This is a genomic window from Acinetobacter higginsii (assembly GCF_000369845.1).
GTDB lineage: Bacteria > Pseudomonadota > Gammaproteobacteria > Pseudomonadales > Moraxellaceae > Acinetobacter > Acinetobacter higginsii.
The window spans coordinates 206,125-228,083 of sequence record NZ_KB850222.1 but is presented as its reverse complement, the minus strand read 5'-3'; the positions used below and the strand labels follow the sequence as shown (position 1 = coordinate 228,083).

The 21,959-nt window shown below is 40.2% G+C and carries 19 protein-coding genes; 5 read left to right on the top strand and 14 right to left on the bottom strand.

The features are described from left to right. Positions 1-4 precede the first annotated feature (4 nt). Together F885_RS04365 and F885_RS04370 are read right to left on the bottom strand one after the other, a co-directional pair. Positions 5-1,015 carry an AraC family transcriptional regulator gene (locus tag F885_RS04365; protein WP_005321691.1) on the bottom strand — a complete coding sequence of 337 codons (1,011 nt, stop codon included), beginning with the start codon at positions 1,013-1,015 and terminating at the stop codon, positions 5-7. Between the two features lie 89 nt (positions 1,016-1,104). After that, positions 1,105-2,448, bottom strand: a complete 1,344-nt coding sequence (locus F885_RS04370) for a spinster family MFS transporter (RefSeq protein ID WP_005321689.1) — start codon at positions 2,446-2,448, stop codon at positions 1,105-1,107. A gap of 373 nt (positions 2,449-2,821) precedes the next feature. Between F885_RS04370 and F885_RS04375 the strand changes: the two genes are divergently transcribed. After that, positions 2,822-3,214 (top strand): hypothetical protein, encoded by a 393-nt coding sequence (locus tag F885_RS04375; protein WP_005321688.1) that lies wholly within the window; start codon positions 2,822-2,824, stop codon positions 3,212-3,214. A 384-nt stretch (positions 3,215-3,598) separates the two neighbouring features. After that, positions 3,599-3,958 (top strand): hypothetical protein, encoded by a 360-nt coding sequence (locus tag F885_RS04380; RefSeq protein ID WP_004805381.1) that lies wholly within the window; start codon positions 3,599-3,601, stop codon positions 3,956-3,958. 344 nt (positions 3,959-4,302) lie between these two features. Here the strand turns inward: F885_RS04380 and F885_RS04385 are convergent, their stop codons facing one another. From F885_RS04385 to F885_RS04395, 3 genes are all read right to left on the bottom strand, one after another. Next, on the bottom strand, positions 4,303-5,670 hold the full coding sequence (locus tag F885_RS04385; protein WP_005321687.1) for a PQQ-dependent sugar dehydrogenase: 1,368 nt from the start codon (positions 5,668-5,670) through the stop codon (positions 4,303-4,305). Positions 5,671-5,841: 171 nt separating this feature from the next. Next, positions 5,842-9,348: a two-partner secretion domain-containing protein gene (locus F885_RS04390; RefSeq protein WP_005321686.1), complete on the bottom strand. Its 3,507-nt coding sequence runs from the start codon at positions 9,346-9,348 to the stop codon at positions 5,842-5,844. Between the two features lie 196 nt (positions 9,349-9,544). Continuing rightward, the gene (locus F885_RS04395) at positions 9,545-10,576 is read right to left on the bottom strand and encodes a LysR family transcriptional regulator (protein WP_005321685.1); all 1,032 of its coding nucleotides are present in this window, start codon (positions 10,574-10,576) and stop codon (positions 9,545-9,547) included. A gap of 196 nt (positions 10,577-10,772) precedes the next feature. Here F885_RS04395 and F885_RS04400 point away from each other — a divergent pair, with 196 nt between their 5' ends. The 3 genes from F885_RS04400 to F885_RS04410 are packed head-to-tail and all read left to right on the top strand — an operon-like array spanning position 10,773 to position 16,664. Continuing rightward, positions 10,773-11,996, top strand: a complete 1,224-nt coding sequence (locus F885_RS04400) for an efflux RND transporter periplasmic adaptor subunit (protein ID WP_005321684.1) — start codon at positions 10,773-10,775, stop codon at positions 11,994-11,996. 5 nt (positions 11,997-12,001) lie between these two features. Next, positions 12,002-15,181 (top strand): multidrug efflux RND transporter permease subunit AdeG, encoded by a 3,180-nt coding sequence (adeG, locus tag F885_RS04405; protein WP_005321682.1) that lies wholly within the window; start codon positions 12,002-12,004, stop codon positions 15,179-15,181. Between the two features lie 10 nt (positions 15,182-15,191). Beyond that, positions 15,192-16,664, top strand: coding sequence for an efflux transporter outer membrane subunit (locus tag F885_RS04410; protein ID WP_005321680.1), 1,473 nt, complete (start codon positions 15,192-15,194; stop codon positions 16,662-16,664). Positions 16,665-16,741: 77 nt separating this feature from the next. On the opposite strand, the gene F885_RS04415 is transcribed toward F885_RS04410, so the two are convergent. The 9 genes from F885_RS04415 to F885_RS04455 all read right to left on the bottom strand — a co-directional run bounded on the left by F885_RS04415 (position 16,742) and on the right by F885_RS04455 (position 21,899). Next, on the bottom strand, positions 16,742-17,179 hold the full coding sequence (locus tag F885_RS04415; RefSeq protein WP_005321677.1) for a hypothetical protein: 438 nt from the start codon (positions 17,177-17,179) through the stop codon (positions 16,742-16,744). 71 nt (positions 17,180-17,250) lie between these two features. Beyond that, on the bottom strand, positions 17,251-17,574 hold the full coding sequence (locus F885_RS04420) for a hypothetical protein (protein WP_005321674.1): 324 nt from the start codon (positions 17,572-17,574) through the stop codon (positions 17,251-17,253). Positions 17,575-17,692: 118 nt separating this feature from the next. After that, the gene (locus tag F885_RS04425; RefSeq protein ID WP_005321671.1) at positions 17,693-17,983 is read right to left on the bottom strand and encodes a MafI2 family immunity protein; all 291 of its coding nucleotides are present in this window, start codon (positions 17,981-17,983) and stop codon (positions 17,693-17,695) included. Between the two features lie 54 nt (positions 17,984-18,037). Next, positions 18,038-18,640 carry a hypothetical protein gene (locus tag F885_RS04430; RefSeq protein WP_005321669.1) on the bottom strand — a complete coding sequence of 201 codons (603 nt, stop codon included), beginning with the start codon at positions 18,638-18,640 and terminating at the stop codon, positions 18,038-18,040. 103 nt (positions 18,641-18,743) lie between these two features. Then, complete coding sequence (locus F885_RS04435) at positions 18,744-19,379, bottom strand: hypothetical protein (protein ID WP_005321665.1); 636 nt, start codon at positions 19,377-19,379, stop codon at positions 18,744-18,746. Positions 19,380-19,538: 159 nt separating this feature from the next. After that, complete coding sequence (locus F885_RS04440; RefSeq protein WP_005321664.1) at positions 19,539-20,024, bottom strand: DUF4265 domain-containing protein; 486 nt, start codon at positions 20,022-20,024, stop codon at positions 19,539-19,541. A 53-nt stretch (positions 20,025-20,077) separates the two neighbouring features. Beyond that, positions 20,078-20,698, bottom strand: a complete 621-nt coding sequence (locus F885_RS04445) for a suppressor of fused domain protein (RefSeq protein ID WP_005321661.1) — start codon at positions 20,696-20,698, stop codon at positions 20,078-20,080. 310 nt (positions 20,699-21,008) lie between these two features. Continuing rightward, positions 21,009-21,374, bottom strand: a complete 366-nt coding sequence (locus F885_RS04450; RefSeq protein WP_225761681.1) for a hypothetical protein — start codon at positions 21,372-21,374, stop codon at positions 21,009-21,011. Between the two features lie 84 nt (positions 21,375-21,458). Beyond that, positions 21,459-21,899 carry an SMI1/KNR4 family protein gene (locus F885_RS04455; RefSeq protein ID WP_005321656.1) on the bottom strand — a complete coding sequence of 147 codons (441 nt, stop codon included), beginning with the start codon at positions 21,897-21,899 and terminating at the stop codon, positions 21,459-21,461. Positions 21,900-21,959: the final 60 nt, after the last annotated feature.

Below are 21,959 nucleotides of genomic sequence, written 5' to 3'. Positions count from 1 at the left end.
CCATTTACGCACGCATTTGATGAACTGGCACGGCATCTTTTTTTAAAGTATGCGAAGGCAAGCAGCCATAACGTTTTTTATATAGGCTGGAAAAATGCCCAAAACTTTGGATGCCATGATCTAGTAAAATATCGGTGACAGTTTCATGAGATAGTGCTTGTTGTAAAGCCAAATGCACCCGTTCCAAGCGCTGCTCACGGATATATTCCACTGGGGTTTGCTGTAAATACTGGCTAAAACCTTTTTGCAAGGTTCGTATCGACACATCGCAATACTGGCTTAAATCAGCTAATGAAATGGTCAGTTGTACATGTTCCTGAATGTATTGCTGTGCTCTTTTCATATAGCTTGGCAGTAGTTGTTGCCGTTGAGCATTCAACCGTTCGGTATAATTATTCGGGATTTTAAGCAAAATCAGCTCGATCAAATACTGGCTAAAACTGGCTGAAATAAAGCTCCAGTTGCGAATATTATAATAGGCATGACACAGATAATTCAGTGTTTCAATAATCGCATCGATCCCTTCTAAACTACAGGATAATGAAGAATTAAAGCGCAACGGTTCTTGGCTACGACATCCCAACATGTTGAATAATTGAGTTTCGATATCCTGTTGTGCCAATTTTAAAATAATATTACGGCAATGCTGATTGGTGATGATCTGCTGTCGCGTATGCGGATGGGTGACCGACATGATTCCTGCAGATTGCAGGATCTGCTGCCGATCAAATTTGAGCTCACATTGTCCTTCCAGCGTGATTCTAAATAAATAAAAGTCAGCACTATCCTCAATGTTAATCATGACTGGCGCACTATATTTCAGATCGTACAGCGCGCCATTACCAAAGCTAAAGCCATTCAAACGCGTATTTAGAGGTTCTCGTACTTCGACATCAAAACGATGCGGGCATAGGTAATAGCTGATTTGATCTTTAATGGTTTGATAATCATTGGACTGAAATAATAAAAACTCATCCAGATAATGCAAATGATCCAGCTTAAAAGATGATTGCATCACTTCACTCCCTTGCTAAAGATTTCACGGACAAAGCACAAAGCCCATTACGAAGAATGGGCCTGCGACATCCTCAGTGCAACATCAAATCAAGATCCATGTTCCTGCTGCATACTGTCACTAAATGCCTGACAGCCTTTTTTCAATAGGATAAAAGCCAATACACAGGAAATTGTACCCACGATCGACAGGGACATCCCAACCATGAGAGGATTCTCAAATATTTTATCGGTAATCAAAGCCACCAATGTCGTCCCAATCCCGACCGCAACCAGATTACTGATCAATAGGAATACCGCTGAGATTTGTGCACGTAACTGATTCGGTGCCAACATTTGCATAGCCGTGGTTGAAATCGGCATCGGGAATGAAGCAAAGAACATTGCAGGCACTAAGAACACCACGGATAACCATAACTCATTCACTTGCGTAAATACCATCATCGGAATGATCAAACCCACAATCCCAATCACGCCAGTAATCATCGGCGCATCTTTACGACCTTTTTGAATAAACCAGTCGTTCAGCCAACCGGCACAAAACACTCCTAGGATATTCGCCACCAATAACACGCTGCCCAACATATAGCCCGCTTCAGTCGGCGTGAGACCAAACTTGCGCATATAGAACGCAGGTGACCAGCTGATCAGGCAATACAAGGCCATTGCATAAAAAGTAAAACCTAAATAGTGACATTTGAAGGTACGACCATGCTTTTTAATAAACTTGAATGCATCCTTCATACTGGTTTTTTCTACTTGCCCCTGCGCATTTAGGCGCTGACCTTTACGTTGCGGCTCTCTCACCGTCAACAACACCAGTAAACCGATAAAGACACCAGGTAAACCAACTATAATAAATGCTGCTTGCCAAGCCTTAAGCGCACCAAAGAAAGGTACCATGATGGTATCCATATTTTTGAGCAAGCCAATCACATAGCCACCGACCAGAAAAGCAATCCCGCCACCGACAAAAGAACCAATCGAATAAACCGCGACAGCGCGTCCAAGCTTATCCTTGCTAAACATATCGCTAAACATTGAATAGGCTGCTGGAGACAAAGCGGCCTCACCGACACCAACGCCCATACGACTCAAAAATAGTTGCAGAAAGTTTTTACTTAGCCCACAAAATGCCGTTGCAATACTCCAAAAGACCACCCCGATGGCAATAATTTTCGGACGGGAGAAACGATCTGCCAGATATGCCAAGGGTAGACCCATAAAGGCATAAAACAGAGAAAAGGCTAAACCGTGTAATAAACTGAATTGAGTATCTGAAAGCCCGAGATCAGCCTTAATTGGCTCGATCATCAGCGCCAGTATTTGCCGATCAATAAATGAGAAGATATAAGCCAACATGCACAGTAATACCACATACCATGCATAGAGATTTGATTGAGCTTGTTTCGGCTCAGTAGATTGCGTATCCATTTTGCTTCCTTGTCCATGCCATTTTTCTAATGCGTCTTCTTATTGGAGACAATATGAGCAGAATCCGTTTCTACTCTGTCTTCAATAAGGAAAATTATCCTGCTCTATAATTATTATTTTTACATGGAATTTTCCATAATATTTCAGGTATAAAGTTATACCTTTTTTATGATTTGAACGATTTTATATTTGCACAAAACTACCTAAAAAGCACAAAATATCAATTTAATCATATGATAAATATTATATTTTTTAAATAAAAGGTCCTTTATATCAGATAATCGACCTTAAATTTATTTTAAAATTATATTGAATATTACATTTATTTTTGGTTTAAAATAAGACCAAATGATACTTTTCAATGGAAATGAATATGGCACTGATAAAAGAACGGGCAATCGAAAGCATCCATAGCATGCATGTGTTGATTGAAAATATTTTTAGTGGCAAACATGCAGAACAAGACCTTCCTCTGCTGATTGAGTATTTTGCAGATCATTTTGAAATGGTCGGTGCGGCTGGAAAACGTATTTCACTCGAACAAGTGAAAGGTTTATTTGCCAATAATCAAGGCAAAATGCCAGACATCCAGATTGAAATTTATGATGAGCAAATCTTGATGCAAAAGCCTGATGCGATTGTTTTGACCTATACGGAAAAACATACCAAAGCGTCTGGCGTGCTGATTCGACGTTCTTGTGCACTAATTGAAGAGATCGATGGCAAAATGTTGTGGAGTTATCTACAAGAAACTTTTTTAGCCTAAAGATTGAGCACACCACATCAAAGCTCTTGTAACAACAGGAGCTTTATTGCAGATTCGAATTATCTCATTCAGCAGCGATCCTTCCTTTTTAATCTCCAAAATTTCAACTGAATATCACTTTGTATCGCCCAGTCAGCTCTCCTTTACTTAGACCTAATGAATTATTTCACTTCTAAAAAATGCAGATGGATATATGCACAGATAATTTACATGAACTATAAATACTTATGCCCTTGTTCCGCTAAAATCAAAACTGAAAAAGTGATGTCGCTGATTTCTTTCATCAGAAACATATCTTCTTCCAAAGTCTGATATTGGCTCACTCATTTGATTGAGCAAAATCGACTGGGTGACTCAATAAAGAAATACAGGATAAATCGTTTTATGGAAAAACCTATCGAATGCCCTAAATGTGGTTCGACTGAAATTGAAACACGTAATCATGACAAATTATTGAGAACTACGGGCGGTGTATTACTGACGGCCGCAGGTACGACTGCGGGTACAGTCGGTGGTGCTGCAGGTGGTGCATCCATAGGTGCAGCAATTGGTACGGTTGCTGGACCTCTTGGTGTGATTGTCGGTGGTACGGTAGGCACTTTTGTCGGTGCAATCAGTGCAGGTGTTACGGGGGGCGTCGTTGGTAATATTTTTGGGAAAAAAGCGGGTGTGATGGTCGATAAGAATATTTTTCAGGATTATCGTTGCTTAAAGTGCAAATATCGTTTTAAACAAAAGAAATAAGCCCCCATTTATTATTCCAAATCAATTGGGGAACAGATTTTAAATCAGTTCTCCAAATGCATCTAAATCAAATCCTTGTTCAATAAGGCTGATCGGCTGTTTTACAACCTCCATTTCATGTCTAAATATAATTGATCTATATTTTTCAAACAAAAAAAATCCCAAACCCTTGGGGAAGAGAATGGGACTACGATATTAACTATCGCTAATAATGTTATTTATATCACACATTTAATCTTAAAACCTAGATTTATTCACAAAAACAATACATAACTGTCTATCTAAGACTTTCAACACTCAGTTTCAAACTAAAGCTTTAAGCATATTTTTATTTCAAACATTTACTATTTTAAATGACTGCTTTTAGGCTCTTGCATGGGACTTTCATAGGTGGTTTGAGCGATAGGCGATACACGCCAAATCACATCACCAACATCATCAGCCACTAAAAGTGCACCAGAAAAATCAATCGCAACGCCAACAGGTCTTCCATATGCCTCACCTTTGTCATTTAAGAAACCAGTCAATACATCTTGTGGTTGCCCATACGGCTGACCACTTCTAAACGAAACAAAAATCACTTTATAACCACTATGCGGTTTACGATTCCATGAGCCATGCTGACCAATAAATGCCCCACCCCGATACTGTGGCATTAATTCCGTTGCATAAAAGGCCAATCCTAAAGATGCAGTATGATTTCCCAAAGCATAATCAGGTTTAAGTGCACGGGCCACCATCTCAGGATTTTGTGGTTTTACTCGCGTATCGACGTGCTGCCCGTAATAGCTATAAGGCCAACCATAAAATGCCCCGTCTTTGACTGAGGTCATATAGTCAGGCACTAAATCACTACCTAACTCATCACGCTCATTTACGACCGTCCAGAGCTGACCACCTTGTGGTTGCCATCCCATTCCATTTGGGTTTCTTAGTCCTGTCGCAAAAGGTCTGGCTTTGCCAGTGGCAATATCAAACTCTAAAATCTGCGCTCGACCAACTTCCTTATCCAGTCCATTCTCAGCCACATTACTATTCGCCCCAACAGAGAGATATAGTTTGGTACCCTCTGGATTTGCAATCACATTCTTCGTCCAATGATGATTGAGTTTTCCTGCAGGTAGATCCAAAACTTTCGTTCCCTGCGCCGTAATTTTTGTCGCACCATCCTGATAAGGAAAACGCATCAAGGCATCCGTATTGGCGACATAAAGTGTATTCCCCACCAAAGTCATACCAAACGGCGAATTTAAGTTTTCGAGGAAAACCGTATTTTTATCAGCAATCCCATCGCCATTGGTATCACGCAGTAAACGAATACGATTGGCACTTGGAAAAGATGCCCCTGCACGTTGCATCACCTTTTTCGCAATTTTTCCACGAATCCCTTTGCTATCATCGGGCTTAGGTGGTGCATCGGTTTCAGCTACCAACACATCACCATTTGGTAATACATAGAGCCATCTTGGATGGTCTAGCCCTTGCGCGTATGCCTGAACTTTTAAACCTTCTGCTGGCGTCGGCATCATTCCCTTCGGCCAACCTTTAGCAGGAGCAATATTAACAGTAGGCACTAAACTCGATTGAGGTTTGGGCAATACGGGTTGAGGGCCATAACTTGCTGAAATAGGATATTTAGATGCGGCGCTACAGCCTGCAAGTACGAGAACAATACTGGTTCCGAACATGAACCATTTTAGTTGAGTCGACATCGCTTACCTTATGTTTTATTTTTTCATTATCAAAAGCATAATCCGATGCAGCATTGGAATACAACGTGTTTAATCGATGAGTATTCAGGTGAAATCATCGTTTAAATAAACAATTCATCAAAACAAGAGGTCGAAACCTCTTGTTTTATCAACGCATTCTTGTTTTGAATACTAGTGATTATAGCGCAACCATGGGGTGCTATTATTCTCATCAATTACCCACGTCGAAGTTGAATTTGGATCTGAAACATCAGCAATATCCCAACCTGCAAAAGTCTGAATTTGTTGCAGTTCAGCCGTGGTTTTTCCATACCCGCCAGCACTTTGGCTTTGTCCAGAGGTCTCTTTATTCCAATAGCTATTTACATCAATCGTGATTCCGTTGGTATTGCCAATCAGTCCGCCTGTATTCGTTACGCCACTGACAGAACCAGAAGAAAAGCTATTTTCAACTTTTGGTAAGTAATTCGTTGTTCTACCTCCAAGTAATCCACCAGTAGAGTTTTGCCCAATAACATTACCCAAAGCATAGGTATTGAGAAGATGCCCTCCTTGCGTATTCCCAACTAAGCCACCCGTATATTGATATCCCTTCACATTGCCAGTTGCATAACTTGAGGACACAAGCCCTAAATTATTCAGGCCAATTAAACCGCCGACACTGGTACTTCCGTTAATCGAACCAGTGGCATAACTACGAAAAATTACACCCTCTTCAGCATTTGCCCACTTTTCATTATAGCCGACGAGGCCACCAACATTCTCGGTTCCAGTTACATTGCCTGTCGCAAAGCTATTGTTTACCCCCTGTAAATTTTTCCCGACTAAACCACCCACATCTTTTTCCCCAGTGACATGCCCCTGAGCTGAACTATTCAAAATTTCTGTGGCATTAAATCCAACTAAACCACCTACACTGTTTGTTCCCTGAACATCGCCTTGAGCAGAGCTATTTTTGATAATACTTTCAGATAAATTAAAGCCGACCAAACCGCCTGTATACTCGGTTCCAGTGACTTTCCCTGTTGCATAGCTATTTTCAATTTCAGTCTTATTCTGCAAACTTGGGAAACTATTACTGATTGAACCAACGAGACCTCCAGTTTTAGATGTCCCAATCACCTCTCCAGTAGAGTAACTATTTTTAACTTTGACAACACCATTAACTGAAGCAATTAACCCTCCTGCTGATGACAGATAGCTATCATCAGTAGCTGTTACTTTACCTGCGGCAAAGCTGTCCTCAATGGAAGCAATCGCATTGATATCACGCGTCGGATTATTGTAAACAGCCTCAAGACCAATCGAACCTACTAAGCCACCGACCGCAGATTTTCCATTCAAGTTTCCTGTGGCATTACTTTGCAAAATTTTGGTATTTCCTTGAGAAAATAATAACGAACCCACTAGACCGCCTAAGCTGTCAATGTTTCCAGAAATATTGCCTGTTGCATAACTCTGAATAATGTCATTATTTATTTGCTGCCCAACCAGTCCACCAACTGTTGAGGAGTTGCTTTGTTCTGAATGAATATTTCCCGTCGCATAACTCTCTTTAATTAAACTATAGCTTTTACCGACCAATCCACCAGCATTGGTTCCAATAAGCGGATCAGGGAGACTTAACAGGGTAATTTCACCCGTCGCATAAGAGTTCAAAATAGAAGCTGTGCTTTGTTGATGATTTTCATCTCGGTAGCCACTTACACCGATGAGTCCACCTATTCCTGAGGTTCCTTGCACTGCATTGGAACTAAAAGCATGCTTTACGACACCAGATTTTTGGAACCCGATCAAGCTCCCCACATTACTAGTACCGCTTACCATTCCTTCAATCGTTCCAACATCCCTCAGCGTATTTGTCGTTGCACCAAATAAACCCACTGAATAAGCATCAAAAATTGCTGGTAGCTGTGTCGGAATTTCATACAGTAGTGGACTAGGCCTGTTTATATAGAGTCCATTAACCGTATGCCCAAGTCCATGAAACTCCCCTGTAAAAGGTTTATCAATCGTTGTTTGAGTTGCAGTTATTCCACCTGGATTATTTGGATCATTCAATATCGTAACGATGATGCCAAAACTACCAATGGGATCAAAGCCTTTCCCATCATTCCAATTCACCGTATCTGATGCATCAATATTACTTCCCAGGACATAATTCCCAGTCAGGTTATTGTTCATCCCCTGCAAGGTATTGATATTGGCATCACCTTCTTCACCTAGATCATTGATCACAATGTAGGACGTTCCATTAATCAACAACGTCGGTGATGAACCGCTGATATTAATCTTGGCACCATTATTTAAGTTGTAATCCGAACCTGTACCATAATTCATAGCGAGTTTGGCTTTATCTCCACTTAAGTCCAAATCACTATTAAAATTAATATCTTTAGTTGCTGTTAATGTCAGTGCGGTATTGGCGTTCCAGCTGCTTGCATCATTGATATTAATATTACCTTGACCTTCTGCTGTACCCATCGCATTCAAAGTGACATTACCCTTATTCAAAGCATCACCCAAAGTGGTACTGCTGACACTACCACCAAAGAAATCGACATCGACATTTTTGGCTTTCAACTCCCAGCCACTGGTGGTCGGCGGTAAACTGCTCGTGCTATTTCGCTGTGTCGTGATATTGGTACCTGAATTGATGTTTACCTCTGCCGCAGAAGTTTTAATCTGCCCACCATTGCCACCGTTCGGGGCTGATGCATCTAAGGTACCGCTAACATTTACCGTACCACTGCTTAAATCACTGCCAAGCTCAATCACGCCACGAACATTATTCACCGTTTGTGCTTGGATCACCCCAACACTATTCACCACTGCATTGCTTAATTCATCAATCCCTTTTGCAGTAAGGATCACTTTACCGCCATCGGCCTGAATCATTCCGCCTGAGTTAATCAAGGCCTGTGCTTTACCTTGGTTAATGGTGTAACCCAACAAACTGCCATTATTGAGATTCAGGGTAATATCACCGCCTGCTGCCAATAATACATTGCCTTGCGGTGCTTTAATGGAACCTGTCTGTTTTACTGTTGGCGCAATTAAGGCAACCGTACCGCCTGTAGGTACAGTAATTTTGCCGCGGTTCTCAACAGTTTTGTTATTGGTAGGATTGTTAAAATTAAATAGATTGTTATTAAAATCAGCATTACTCAAGTTTAAGGTCGATGCCACCAAACCCGCGGTATTCACCTGTGAGGTACTGCCAAATAACACCCCATTCGGGTTAATAATAAACACTTGTCCATTAGCATTTAACTGACCATTTAAGTTGGATGCACTTGTACCTGTGACGCGGTTTAAGGTAATCGAGCTGCTATTCGGTTGCACGAAATTCACAATTTCATTGCTATTGGTGGAAAAGCTGCTCCAGTCAATTGCAGCTTTTGCGGTGGACTGGTTAATCGTGGTGGTGGTACCTGCGGTTGAAATGCTCGCTGTTCCAGAGCTAACCACCCCACCTGTTGGTCCTGCAAAAACAATGCTTGCACTCAGTACATTCACCGCAAACAACGCTGTTAGTTTTGCTGTATGAGCAACTGAGCTTTTAGATTTGATTTTTGTTGTTGATTGCGTTGCAACAACGCCACCTTTAGCCTTCTCACTCACGGCTTGCCAGCAAAGATGCGTCGTATTCCAGACAATTCTATAAACTTTATTCACTTATACTTCCCCTTTGATTTTTAATATTATTTCAACTTTTTGTTGAGCATTTTTTTTACCATATATTTTATTTTTCTGATCATTTTTTATCATTTTTCGGATAAAGCGCATGCAGAAGATCGTAGCGTTTTGATCTCCTTTTTACGCATTTTTATAGATTCAGTGATGACTAAGCTCGTAACTCCATCACTGATCTTTAAGTCTTTAAAGCACGCGCCTCAGCAATATTATGCTGCTCCACCAAAGTCCGAATGGTATATTCATGATTGGTTTTTTGGTCACAGGCAAACTCACATTTCTGATCCAACGGCAAAGCACTACCGCCTAATAATGGACATCCTGCAAACAGCTCAGCCACCCAGTCGACAAAGACTCTAACTTTGTGGGATAGATGCCGACTTTGCAAATACACCACCGAAATTGGCATCGGTGCAGGCGTCCATTGTGGTAACACTTCCTTTAAAGTTCCCGCTTCAAAATGATTGGTCAACATATAGCGTGGTCCTTGAATCAGGCCAAAGCCTTGCAAGGCCAAATCGATATAAGCATCGCCATCATTAACAGAAACCTGTCCATTTACACTGACACTCTGAATCAGGTCATCAACCACAAAATCCCAGTCAAAATTACGACCTGTACGGCTGGAGAAAAAATGAATGGCTTGATGATTTTTTTGTAATTCTTCCAGTGTCTTCGGTTCACCATATTTTTCTAAATAGCATGCCGATGCTGCTGTTGCACACTGAAACGTCCCAATACGGCGGGCAATCAAACTCGAGTCTTGTAGCTCTCCCACCCGAATCGCACAATCCACCGCCTCGCCTACCAAGTCCACAGGCCGATCATTCATGCCAATCACCAAATCAATATCGGGATAACGATGATGAAACTCTCTTAACCTTGGAATTAAAATCAAGCGACCAATCGACACAGGTACATCAATCCGTAAACGGCCCCGCGGCCCTCGTTCCTCGTCATGGAAAGATGCTTCGATATCTTCAACATCCGCCAAAATTCTCAAGCTACGGTCATAATACACCGCACCATCAGGTGTTAGGCTCAGTTTACGCGTGGTGCGATTGAGTAGGCGAACCTGTAAATGTTTTTCTAAACCCTGAATGGTCGTGGTCACCGAAGCGCGCGGTAGCCCAAGACTGTCTGCAGCCAGACTAAAGCTGTTGGTTTCAACCACTTTATTAAAGACTCTCATTGCATGAAATAGATCCACAGGCCCACTCCCATTGTTGTATTTTTCCAGTTTCACACAACAATTATTATAAAAATACGAATAGTGTTATCAAATTTAGTATATTTATTCGTAATTGACAAACTTTTATGCTCCCTTCATTCCATAAACCTGTTTCTCCCATACAGACCACAACAAAAAGTCTGAAAACAGGGATTCAAATAACCAGGAGCATCCCATGTCAATTTCTCGCAAACAGCTGACGCTGTCTGCCGTCATTGTTGCTATTTTTGCAACGGGTGGCAGTTTTATTCTCTTCCAAGAAAAAGCAGATGCCAAAGCCACTCCAACAGCCAGCTCACCTCCTGCTGCGACCGTGGATGTGGCCAGTGTGGTCAGTCAGACCATTACCGACTGGCAAGAATATTCCGGACGTCTGGAAGCCATCGATCAAGTCGATGTCCGCCCTCAAGTCTCAGGCAAACTGATTGCCGTGCATTTTAAAGATGGTAGCTTGGTCAACAAAGGTGACCTGCTGTTTACCATTGACCCTCGCCCATTTGAAGCAGAGCTGAATCGCGCCAAAGCACAACTGGCTTCTGCTGAAGCGCAAGTGACATACTCTTCAGCGAACTTAGGTCGCAACCAGCGTTTAATCCAAAGTAACGCCATTGCCCATCAAGAACTTGATCAAGCAGAAAATGAAGCACGCTCAGCCAATGCTAATCTACAAGCTGCTAAAGCCGCAGTGGAAACCGCCCGTTTAAATCTGGAATATACTCGTATTACGGCCCCTGTCAGTGGCCGCATTTCCCGTGCCGAAGTCACGGTTGGTAATGTGGTTTCAGCAGGTAATGGCGCACAAGTCCTCACCAGTTTAGTTTCGGTGTCGCGTCTGTACGCTTCTTTCGATGTCGATGAACAAACCTATCTGAAATACATCAGCAATCAACGTAATTCAGCCCAAGTCCCTGTTTATCTCGGTCTTGCCAATGAATCTGGTTTTAGTCGTGAAGGTTATATCAGTTCCATCGACAATAATCTAAATACTACCTCAGGTACCATTCGGGTTCGTGCCACCTTTGATAATCCCAAAGGGGTGATGCTTCCTGGACTGTATGCCCGCATTCGTCTGGGTGGTGGACAACCTCGCGCAGCAATTCTGATTAGCCCAACGGCAATTGGTGTCGATCAGGACAAACGTTTTGTGGTGGTGGTCGATGCGAAAAATCAAACTACATACCGTGAAGTAAAACTCGGCGCACAACAAGATGGTCTGCAAATCATCAATAGTGGTCTGCAAGTCGGTGACCGCATCGTGGTGAATGGTTTACAACGTATCCGTCCGGGCGATCCTGTGAGTCCACATCTGGTCGCTATGCCGAATCCTCAAATCATCACCGATAACACAGCACAACAACCTCAGCCTACAGAAAAAACCCCAACTTCGGCAAAAGGTTAATCCTCATGAATATTTCTAAATTTTTTATTGATCGTCCGATCTTTGCTGGGGTGCTGTCCGTCCTGATTTTACTGGCGGGCTTACTCTCCCTTTTCCAACTGCCGATTTCTGAATATCCAGAAGTAGTGCCACCCTCTGTCGTGGTACGTGCCCAATATCCAGGTGCTAACCCCAAAGTCATTGCTGAAACGGTTGCTTCTCCTTTGGAGGAATCCATCAACGGTGTTGAGAACATGCTGTATATGCAGTCTCAGGCCAACAGCGATGGCAATCTGACCATTACCGTCAATTTCAAGCTTGGGATTGATCCCGATAAAGCCCAGCAACTGGTTCAGAACCGAGTTTCTCAAGCCCTGCCACGTTTACCAGAAGATGTACAACGTCTCGGTGTGACTACACTCAAAAGCTCACCGACCTTGACTATGGTGGTGCATCTGACCTCACCCGATAATCGCTATGACATGACCTACTTGCGTAACTATGCCGTGCTCAATGTCAAAGATCGTCTGGCACGTCTGCAAGGTGTGGGTGAAGTCGGTCTATTTGGTTCAGGCGATTACGCCATGCGCGTATGGTTAGATCCACAAAAGGTGGCTCAACGTAATCTCACCGCGACCGAAATCGTCAATGCCATTCGTGAACAGAATATTCAGGTTGCCGCAGGAACCATCGGTGCTGCACCCAATAATTCACCTTTACAACTCTCGGTGAATGCACAAGGCCGTTTAAGTACCGAACAGGAATTTGCCGATATTATTTTAAAAACGGCTGCGGATGGTGCCGTGACGCGTTTAGGTGATGTCGCCCGTGTTGAACTGGCCGCTTCACAATATGGCTTGCGTTCATTACTGGACAATAAACAAGCGGTGGCGATTCCAATTTTCCAAGCACCGGGTGCCAATGCTTTACAGGTATCGGACCAAGTGCGCAGCACCATGGCGGAACTGTCCAAAGATTTTCCAGCCTCAATTAAATACGACATTGTTTACGACCCAACCCAATTCGTGCGTTCAAGTATCAAAGCGGTGATTCATACCCTGCTTGAAGCGATTGCACTGGTGGTTGTGGTGGTGATTCTGTTCTTACAAACATGGCGTGCTTCAATCATTCCGTTACTGGCCGTGCCTGTTTCCATCATTGGTACCTTCTCCTTAATGCTGGCCTTCGGTTATTCCATCAATGCCCTGTCACTATTCGGGATGGTACTCGCCATCGGGATCGTGGTCGATGATGCCATCGTGGTGGTGGAGAATGTCGAGCGGAATATTGAAGCAGGACTCAGTCCAAGAGATGCCACCTACCGTGCCATGCGCGAAGTCAGTGGACCGATTATTGCCATTGCCTTGACCTTGGTTGCTGTGTTCGTCCCGCTGGCTTTTATGACCGGCTTAACAGGGCAATTCTATAAACAGTTTGCCATGACCATTGCCATTTCCACTGTGATTTCGGCCTTCAACTCCCTCACGCTATCACCTGCTTTGGCCGCCATGTTACTCAAAGGTCATGATGCCAAACCTGACTTCCTGACCCGCGTGATGAACCGTGTCTTCGGACGCTTCTTTGCCCTGTTTAACCGCGTATTCTCACGCGCATCGGATCAATATGGTCGTGGCGTTAGTCGGGTGATTTCCCATAAAGCCTCTGCGATGGGTGTTTATGCAGCTTTACTCGGCCTGACCATCGGGATTTCTTATATCGTTCCGGGTGGTTTTGTGCCTGCACAAGATAAGCAATACCTGATCAGCTTTGCCCAATTACCGAATGGTGCCTCACTGGATCGAACCGAAACCGTGATTCGTAAAATGAGTGATGCAGCACTGAAACAACCGGGTGTCGAAAGTGCGGTGGCTTTCCCTGGTTTATCGATTAATGGTTTCACCAACAGCTCCAGCGCAGGGATTGTGTTTGTCACCTTAAAACCATTTGCTGAACGTAAAGCGGCCGATCTTTCTGCCAATGCCATTGCAGGTGCTTTAAATCAAAAATACGCCGCGATTCAAGATGCTTATATTGCCGTATTCCCACCACCACCAGTGATGGGTCTCGGCACCATGGGTGGCTTTAAACTCCAACTGGAAGATCGTGGTGCTTTGGGCTATGCCGAGTTAAACAACGCAGCACAATCCTTTATGAAGGCGGCACAATCTGCACCTGAATTGGGGCCAATGTTCTCCAGTTATCAAATCAATGTGCCGCAATTGAATGTTGATCTGGATCGAGTCAAAGCCAAGCAACAAGGCGTTGCCGTGACCGATGTATTTAATACCATGCAGATTTACCTCGGTTCACAATACGTGAATGACTTTAACCGCTTTGGTCGCGTCTATCAGGTACGTGCTCAAGCCGATGCGCCATTCCGTGCCAACCCTGAAGATATTTTACAGCTTAAAACCCGTAACAATGCAGGGCAAATGGTGCCGCTGTCTTCTCTGGTCAATGTGACTCAAACCTATGGCCCAGAAATGGTGGTGCGTTATAACGGCTACACCGCAGCGGATATTAATGGTGGTCCTGCACCGGGCTATTCTTCGAGCCAAGCCGAAGCTGCAGTTGAACGAATTGCCGCTGAAACCTTACCACGTGGGGTGAAGTTTGAATGGACCGATCTGACCTATCAAAAAATCTTGGCAGGTAATGCCGGATTGTGGGTGTTCCCGATCAGTGTGCTGTTAGTGTTCTTGGTCTTGGCGGCGCAATATGAAAGCCTCACTTTACCATTAGCCGTGATTCTGATTGTGCCAATGGGTATCTTGGCGGCACTAACAGGGGTTTGGCTCACAGGCGGTGATAACAATATCTTTACCCAAATTGGCTTAATGGTACTGGTCGGGCTGGCCTGTAAGAATGCTATCTTGATCGTGGAATTTGCCCGAGAACTGGAGATGCAAGGCGCGACCGCATTTAACGCTGCGGTTGAAGCCAGTCGTTTACGTTTACGTCCGATTCTGATGACATCAATCGCTTTCATTATGGGTGTGGTTCCACTAGTCACATCAACAGGTGCTGGTGCTGAAATGCGTCATGCCATGGGCGTTGCTGTGTTCTTTGGTATGATCGGGGTGACCTTCTTTGGTTTGTTCCTGACCCCTGCCTTCTATGTGTTGATTCGTACCCTGAACAGCAAACATAAACTGCATTCGGCAGCTGTGCATGAAGCACCACTGCACAGTTCACACGATCATTAAGGAGCAGAATATGACAGGATTCAAATCACACTGGATACTCTCCTCACTGATGGGAAGCCTGCTGCTTGCAGGCTGCTCATTGGCACCAGAATATCAGCCTGCCAAGGTGGTTATTCCACTGCAATTCAAGGAAGCGGATACCAAACTGGATGATCCCAACTGGACCATCGCGCAACCTGCCGATGTGCAGTCTCGCGGTGAATGGTGGCGTATTTTTAATGATCCTCAATTGAATGATCTGGAACAACAGGCCATTGCGGGTAACCAGAATTTAAAAGCCGCAGCGGCCAATATTCAGGCCTCACGCGCTTTGAGGTCTGCTGCGCAAGCTGAACGCTTACCTAGTATTGGAGCAGGTTTTGGGCCCACCCGTCAGAAGCCCTCACCCGCTTCTTTAGGACTTGATTCGGATGCATCCACATCTGCACGTACCTTATGGCGGGCACAAGCCAACGTCTCTTATGAACTGGACCTATTTGGACGGATTGCTAGCAGTGTCAATGCAGCAACCGCAGATGTACAGCAACAGGAAGCCTTGTATCATTCTGCACTGTTAGCACTGCAAGCTGATGTGGCACAGGCTTACTTTCTGATTCGTCAATTCGATGCTGAACAAGCCATTTATGCGCAAAACATCAAGTTACTGACAGAGAATCAAAATTTGATTCAAGCACGTTATCGCAATGGTCTTGTCAGTGATCTGGATGTTTCTCGCGCACAAACAGAACTCTCGACCGCCCAAAGCACTGCGCTCAGCATTACACGGAATCGAGCCAGTACCGAACATGCATTGGCAGTATTACTCGGTAAACCACCTGCCGAATTTAGCTTAGCGATTCAACCATTATCCGCTACTGCGATTCGCCTGCCTGCGGGTTTGCCTTCGAGCTTGCTTGAACGTCGTCCCGATATCGCTGCTGCAGAACGCGCAATGGCCGCCGATAATGCACGCATCGGTATTGCCCGTGCCGCCTTTTTTCCCAAACTTGATCTCACTGGTGCGCTGGGTTATGAATCTGCGAGTTTAGGCGATTTAGGTAAATGGTCTAGTCGAACTTTTTTACTCGGCCCTGTCGCGGGCACAATCTTGTCTTTACCGTTATTTGATGGCGGGCAACGTAAAGCAGGTGTTGCTCAGGCACGTGCAGGCTATGAACAAAGTGTCGCTAATTATCGACAGACCGTACTGAATGCTTTCCGTGAAGTTGAAAATGGTTTGTCTGATCAGCGTATTCTGGATCAGCAAATTCAGGCACAAGGTCAAGCACTTGCGTCATCCCGACATGCCAATCAGCTTTCACATTTGCGTTATCGTGAAGGCAGCATTAGTTATCTGGATGTGATTGATTCGGATCGGAGCATTTTGCAGCAAGAGCAACTCGCTGCTCAGCTTCATGGTAGTCGAATGATTGCCAGTGTAGATCTCATTCGTGCTTTAGGTGGTGGATGGCATACTGGGCAAGTGGAGTTGGTACGGCAATAAAGTTTCAATTGGGAAAATATACATGGATGTAGATTTTCTCGGTTATATTGGGTAACTTAAATTTTACTAGCTTATTGCTAAATTACCTCTAAAATTTTCTTGTATATCACCTCTGTATATGGATCAACTGAAATTAATTTAAATGTATATTTTTTTGCTATAATTACAATTTGATAATCATGACTATTAACAACAAAGCACCTATAATCGTTAATATTAACTTTAGAATATTCCCATTTCTTTCTTTTCTTTAAGTATTTTCTTATCACTTTAGAATCTAAAACCTCATATATAGATGACCTATACTCGGGCTCATCTATTAGGTAACTTCTAATTTCACTTTCAATTTTGACACTTAAAACATCATTAAAAAAAATCTCTCCGAGTTTATTTTTTATCAGCTCAGCATTATCATCCCAGCATGTAAAATAGGTAATTAAATCACCCCGATAATGTTGAGTAAAAACATGACATTGGGGATCTTGCCAAAAGGGAATTTCTATTTCAACAATCATCGGATTCTATTCACCATAAAAATATACTAAAAAATAAAGCTACTTAAATGGATAGCTATTCACCCCCTATTTCACCAGCTTGAAAGTTCTCCATCCTCATCTTGTATAGAAATAGTTGTATTATTACGTAACCAACCAAAAAATCTAATTAAATCTGAAGTTACAGTTTCTACATGTGATGACACTTCAAAAAAAATATAATTCTCATGAAAGAAGAATCTAACATCATAAACCCAACCATTATCTCCACTTTCATCTTTCAAATAAACTACTTTCTTTTCCGTATCAAACACAGAAAAACTTTTTAATTCTTTAAGTTTATCAATCACTTTTAACTTGTTTTTCTCAAGCCATTCTTTATCATTGAATTTTATATATAACTCGGCTGACATCATTTAATCTCCGTGATTACGACCTAAAACTCGATAAAAATCTTTGTACTTTTTATATCCATATCTGCTATTTAAATTTGTTCCAGCTTCATAAAAAAACTTAACCATAACTAGACTAGCTCTACTCTTCATATCGACAAAAAACCCAACCTTTGTATGAAAGCAACTTGCCTATTGGCTTTTCTGACTTTTCTAAATAAATTTTTTGTTTTAAAAACTGTGGATAAGCTGCCATTATTTCTGTAACAGCAATATCAATTATTTCATAATCTTCATCTTTGGGTTCTACATCTAAATACCCATAAATAAATATAGTTTCATCATTAAAATCGAATGCTATTGCTCTTACATTATTTGCAATAGCACCTAAAAAGCTTTTAAACACGACCAACTTCAGGTTATTAGCATTCATTTCAAAAAAAATCAATCATAAATAAAAATCTTTAAAATTAAAAAAACATCATTTTCATATATTTTTTGTTATTAAACCCTCAATTATTTCTTCGTATGCTTCTTTGATATCACTTATATTACTATCCTTCCCTATCATGAGCAGTCTATCTATTAAATCCTTCCTCTCAAATCTAACCAACAATTCATACAAATAATTAAATGTGTAGTAGTCAAAAAAACATTTACCTCCAGAGTTTTCAACAAAGCCAACCAAAATACGATCAACTTCTTTTTTATAAAAACTCACTACTTCTTTAGTGAGTATCGTATTAACTATCACTCTTTCCTCATCACTACCATCAACAGAAATATTTAAAATACACTCCATCAAACTTACATTAGAATCATACAATGTAAAACTATCCCTAATAAGAATCAAAACAGAACACCTTACGTCTTTACTTTTATCATTTAAAAGAGAAAGATAATTATCACAAGTTAATCTATTCGCTAATATTTTAGAATTTTCATAATACTTTCCTATTCTATGCGAAAATATAGAATAACCTTCAGAAAGAATATTATCATCACCATTTAAAATTGCATATTGAAGCTCACTGTATTCACATATATTTTTATCAATTAAGTGCAGAATTCCCTTCTCGCCGACCTCCACTACAATCCTCCTTAAAATAAAAAAAATTATTTTTTAATTAACCAACAATTAAATAGCCGTACTTATAAAAAATTGTCTAAAATCAATTAAAAATAGTCAAAAATCAACTTAAACTTTTAACCACCATCACCTCATTCCGATCGACCATCAAATACCTTGCATAAAAATCAATCCCTAGCACTTTTCCTGTTCCATTCAAATATTCCTTTTTAATCATAAACTCATCAACTCTTTTAACTAGGCTACAATTATCCAAGAAATTCTCAGGGAAATTAAGATATATATTTCCGTAATAATTATTTACAAAATCCAAAGGAAAAACATATTTAACCTTATCACCAACCAGTTTATCAGAAAAAAAACAAAAGCCAGAAAAACCACTTCTGAATAAATTTAGGTTTTCATCAAAAAAATCCTTATACTTTGAAACATCATAATAATAAAGACTCTTATCAATATAAAACTTTTCACTGTAAAATTTACTTTTATTGTAATTCAAATATTTATTTTGACCAAAAGCACCTTTAGAATCCAAAATTTTTTCCAAAAAATCAAAATCACTAATTTTTACAGAATAATTAACTAAAAATTTTTCTTTCAAAAAATATTTATTAATTTCTAAATCAAAAAAATTAAACAAATCACCCTTTTCACCAATAATAATAACTCCAGAGTTATTTCTAAAATTATCGGGTATATCGATAAAATCTGGAACAGTATCAAAATAAAACTTTAGCATCCACATTCATCTCAAAAATCAATCCAACACTATAAAGTTATTTATTTTTTAAAAATACTCCAAGCCAGTTTATAAAACTTAAGTTACAGCTGCTCATCACTCACCATTAAATTAAAAAAACCTAATTATTCAAAAAATTCACTGATTAAAAATCTATAACTAACACTTTTTATCCCACCAATCCAGTAATGTTTCATCATCAAAATCTTCATAATTCTTATAAATATTAGTAAAAGCCCAGTTATTACCTGATATTTCACTAAAGTTTATAAAAAAACTATTTACTCTTTGGATACCTTGAGTTGAAGAAACAGTAATAGCCATATTATCCCCACTCAAACCATCTATAGTTCCTTCTAAATAGTCCAAAAGTTCATTCTTAAAATCTTCATAATCCTCAAGAGTTAAATTCGCCTCATAAATATGTATATTAAAATTCCCACCTCGATGTATAACCTTTACGGGTTCTTCGCTATTCAAAAATTTAAAAATATCACCTTTTGCTAAATTTAGTGCTAAGCCTGGTGCAGATAGCAGCTTATAAGTATTTACATCTATATCTTCTACAAGGACTTCCTCTGCTTTAGTATTGCCAGAGCTAGTTTTTCCTGCATAAATATTTAATGCTTTCAAACTATCCTTCACTTATCAAACACCTTCAACCACACAATAAAAATAATAAAACATTTCAGTAATTTTCAATTTATAAGAGTATCTAAAAATGAATTTCTATTAATATCAACTAGACTAAGATTACTACTCGATTCCAAACAATCAAATTCCTCTATTCCATTTTTCAATATAAAATCTGCTTCATCCTTATAGACTGGGATTACCCATCGCAAAGCAACGTTATTAAATTTTTCTGCTATAAAGATATCAGCAAGTTCTTCTGCTTCTCCTCTTGCCTCATCAACAAGAATTGATTTTTGCAAAAAACAATTCGGTGCAACATTAATCTCTGAAATAACTCTAATATCACTTTCTGCCTCTGACTTAGAAAGATGCAGCGCTATATCTAATAAGTATTTCACAATCATCTCTTCATTTTTCTCTACAAAATCATATGGTAAGGCAAAAAGATACTCAAAATTAAATTTTTGCTTCTTGAATTGACTAATAAGCCCTATACCAATTGTTACTATACGAGATATAGAATCATTATCTTTCCTAGGGAAAAAATATATTTCTAATGGAATATCATTTTCTTTTTTAAAAATCCATCTATTCTCCGGCTGCCCCCACTCTCTAATATACAAAGATAAAATTTGAGAACGATATATATCTAATATCAAGCTTTCTTTGCTATCAAACTTCATTTTTTCCCTCTTGGCTTTTACCTCATAGTTTAAACCAATGTCTGCTCGATATGTTTGAGTATGACTTAATTGACCGCCTTCTGATCTCTGGCACTCTAAAAATTAATTTCCGTTGTCATTAAGTTATACAGTTAATTTCTACTTTTTGATCAGTGTTATAGCCTATAATTTCTTTGACAAGTATAAATATCTCACTACCCGATACTTCATTATAATATTTAAGGGTAATTTACTCTACAAGATCATAAACGATATCTATGTTGTATTAAACAAAAACCCAGTAACTTATTCTGAGTTTTTCTTTTTAAGATCAAGACCTAAATAATGGCAATGTAAATTTCAATATTCCATCCTCGTATTCAAGATAACCTTGCAAAATTAAATCAGTTATTTTTGATTTGTTGTATATATTACACTCAACAATAAACTCGCCATCCTCATCGGTATCCTCTATTTCAAAAATAGGTCTATTAGGAGATTTTACTTTTACACTTTCCATCTCGCTAAAGGGTATCAACGATAAAACATACGAATTATTATCAAAGTTCCGTTCTAATTCCTCAATAATTTCTTCATACATTGCTGATGACAACTCAAACTTTTCTTCAAGTTGATGCTGATCCTTTTGATTTAAATAATCTAAGAACTGATTTATCAACTGATATACATCTAACAATTTTTTCTCATTTATACTCATTTTTCAATATTTAACACAACCTGCATCCCATAATCTTACACATATATAGTTTATCTTCAATAGTTACCACTCATGGAAATTTTCTTCTATTACATCACCCAAAGAATCCCCCAACTTATTATATTCACCATTATCTACATAATAAATATATACTTCTCCATTTACATTTATAAAAATAGGGTTACCTGCACCATCATCCGAAACTACTACTGATTTTAAAATATAGTTATCAACTTTCAAATCATCTAAAAGTTTTCTTGCTCTATTAGTTAATTCAATAACAGTTTCATCCCCCATCATCTCAGCATTTTTCAAACCATATATAGCTAAACCTGCGTATGAACCACCATATGTACTAACAAATAGCTTATAGTCCTCTGGAAGCTTTATTTTCAAGATATTTTCCACATTATTAATATCATCCAAAGTTAATGGAACCCCTTTCATTTCTGGGTTATCTTTATAGAACTTTGATAATCTATCCAATAAATAGGCGTCCAACACAGCTTCCCTATTCAATTGCAGGCTATTTGTTACTAAGCCTCAATTAAGCAGACTTTTAAG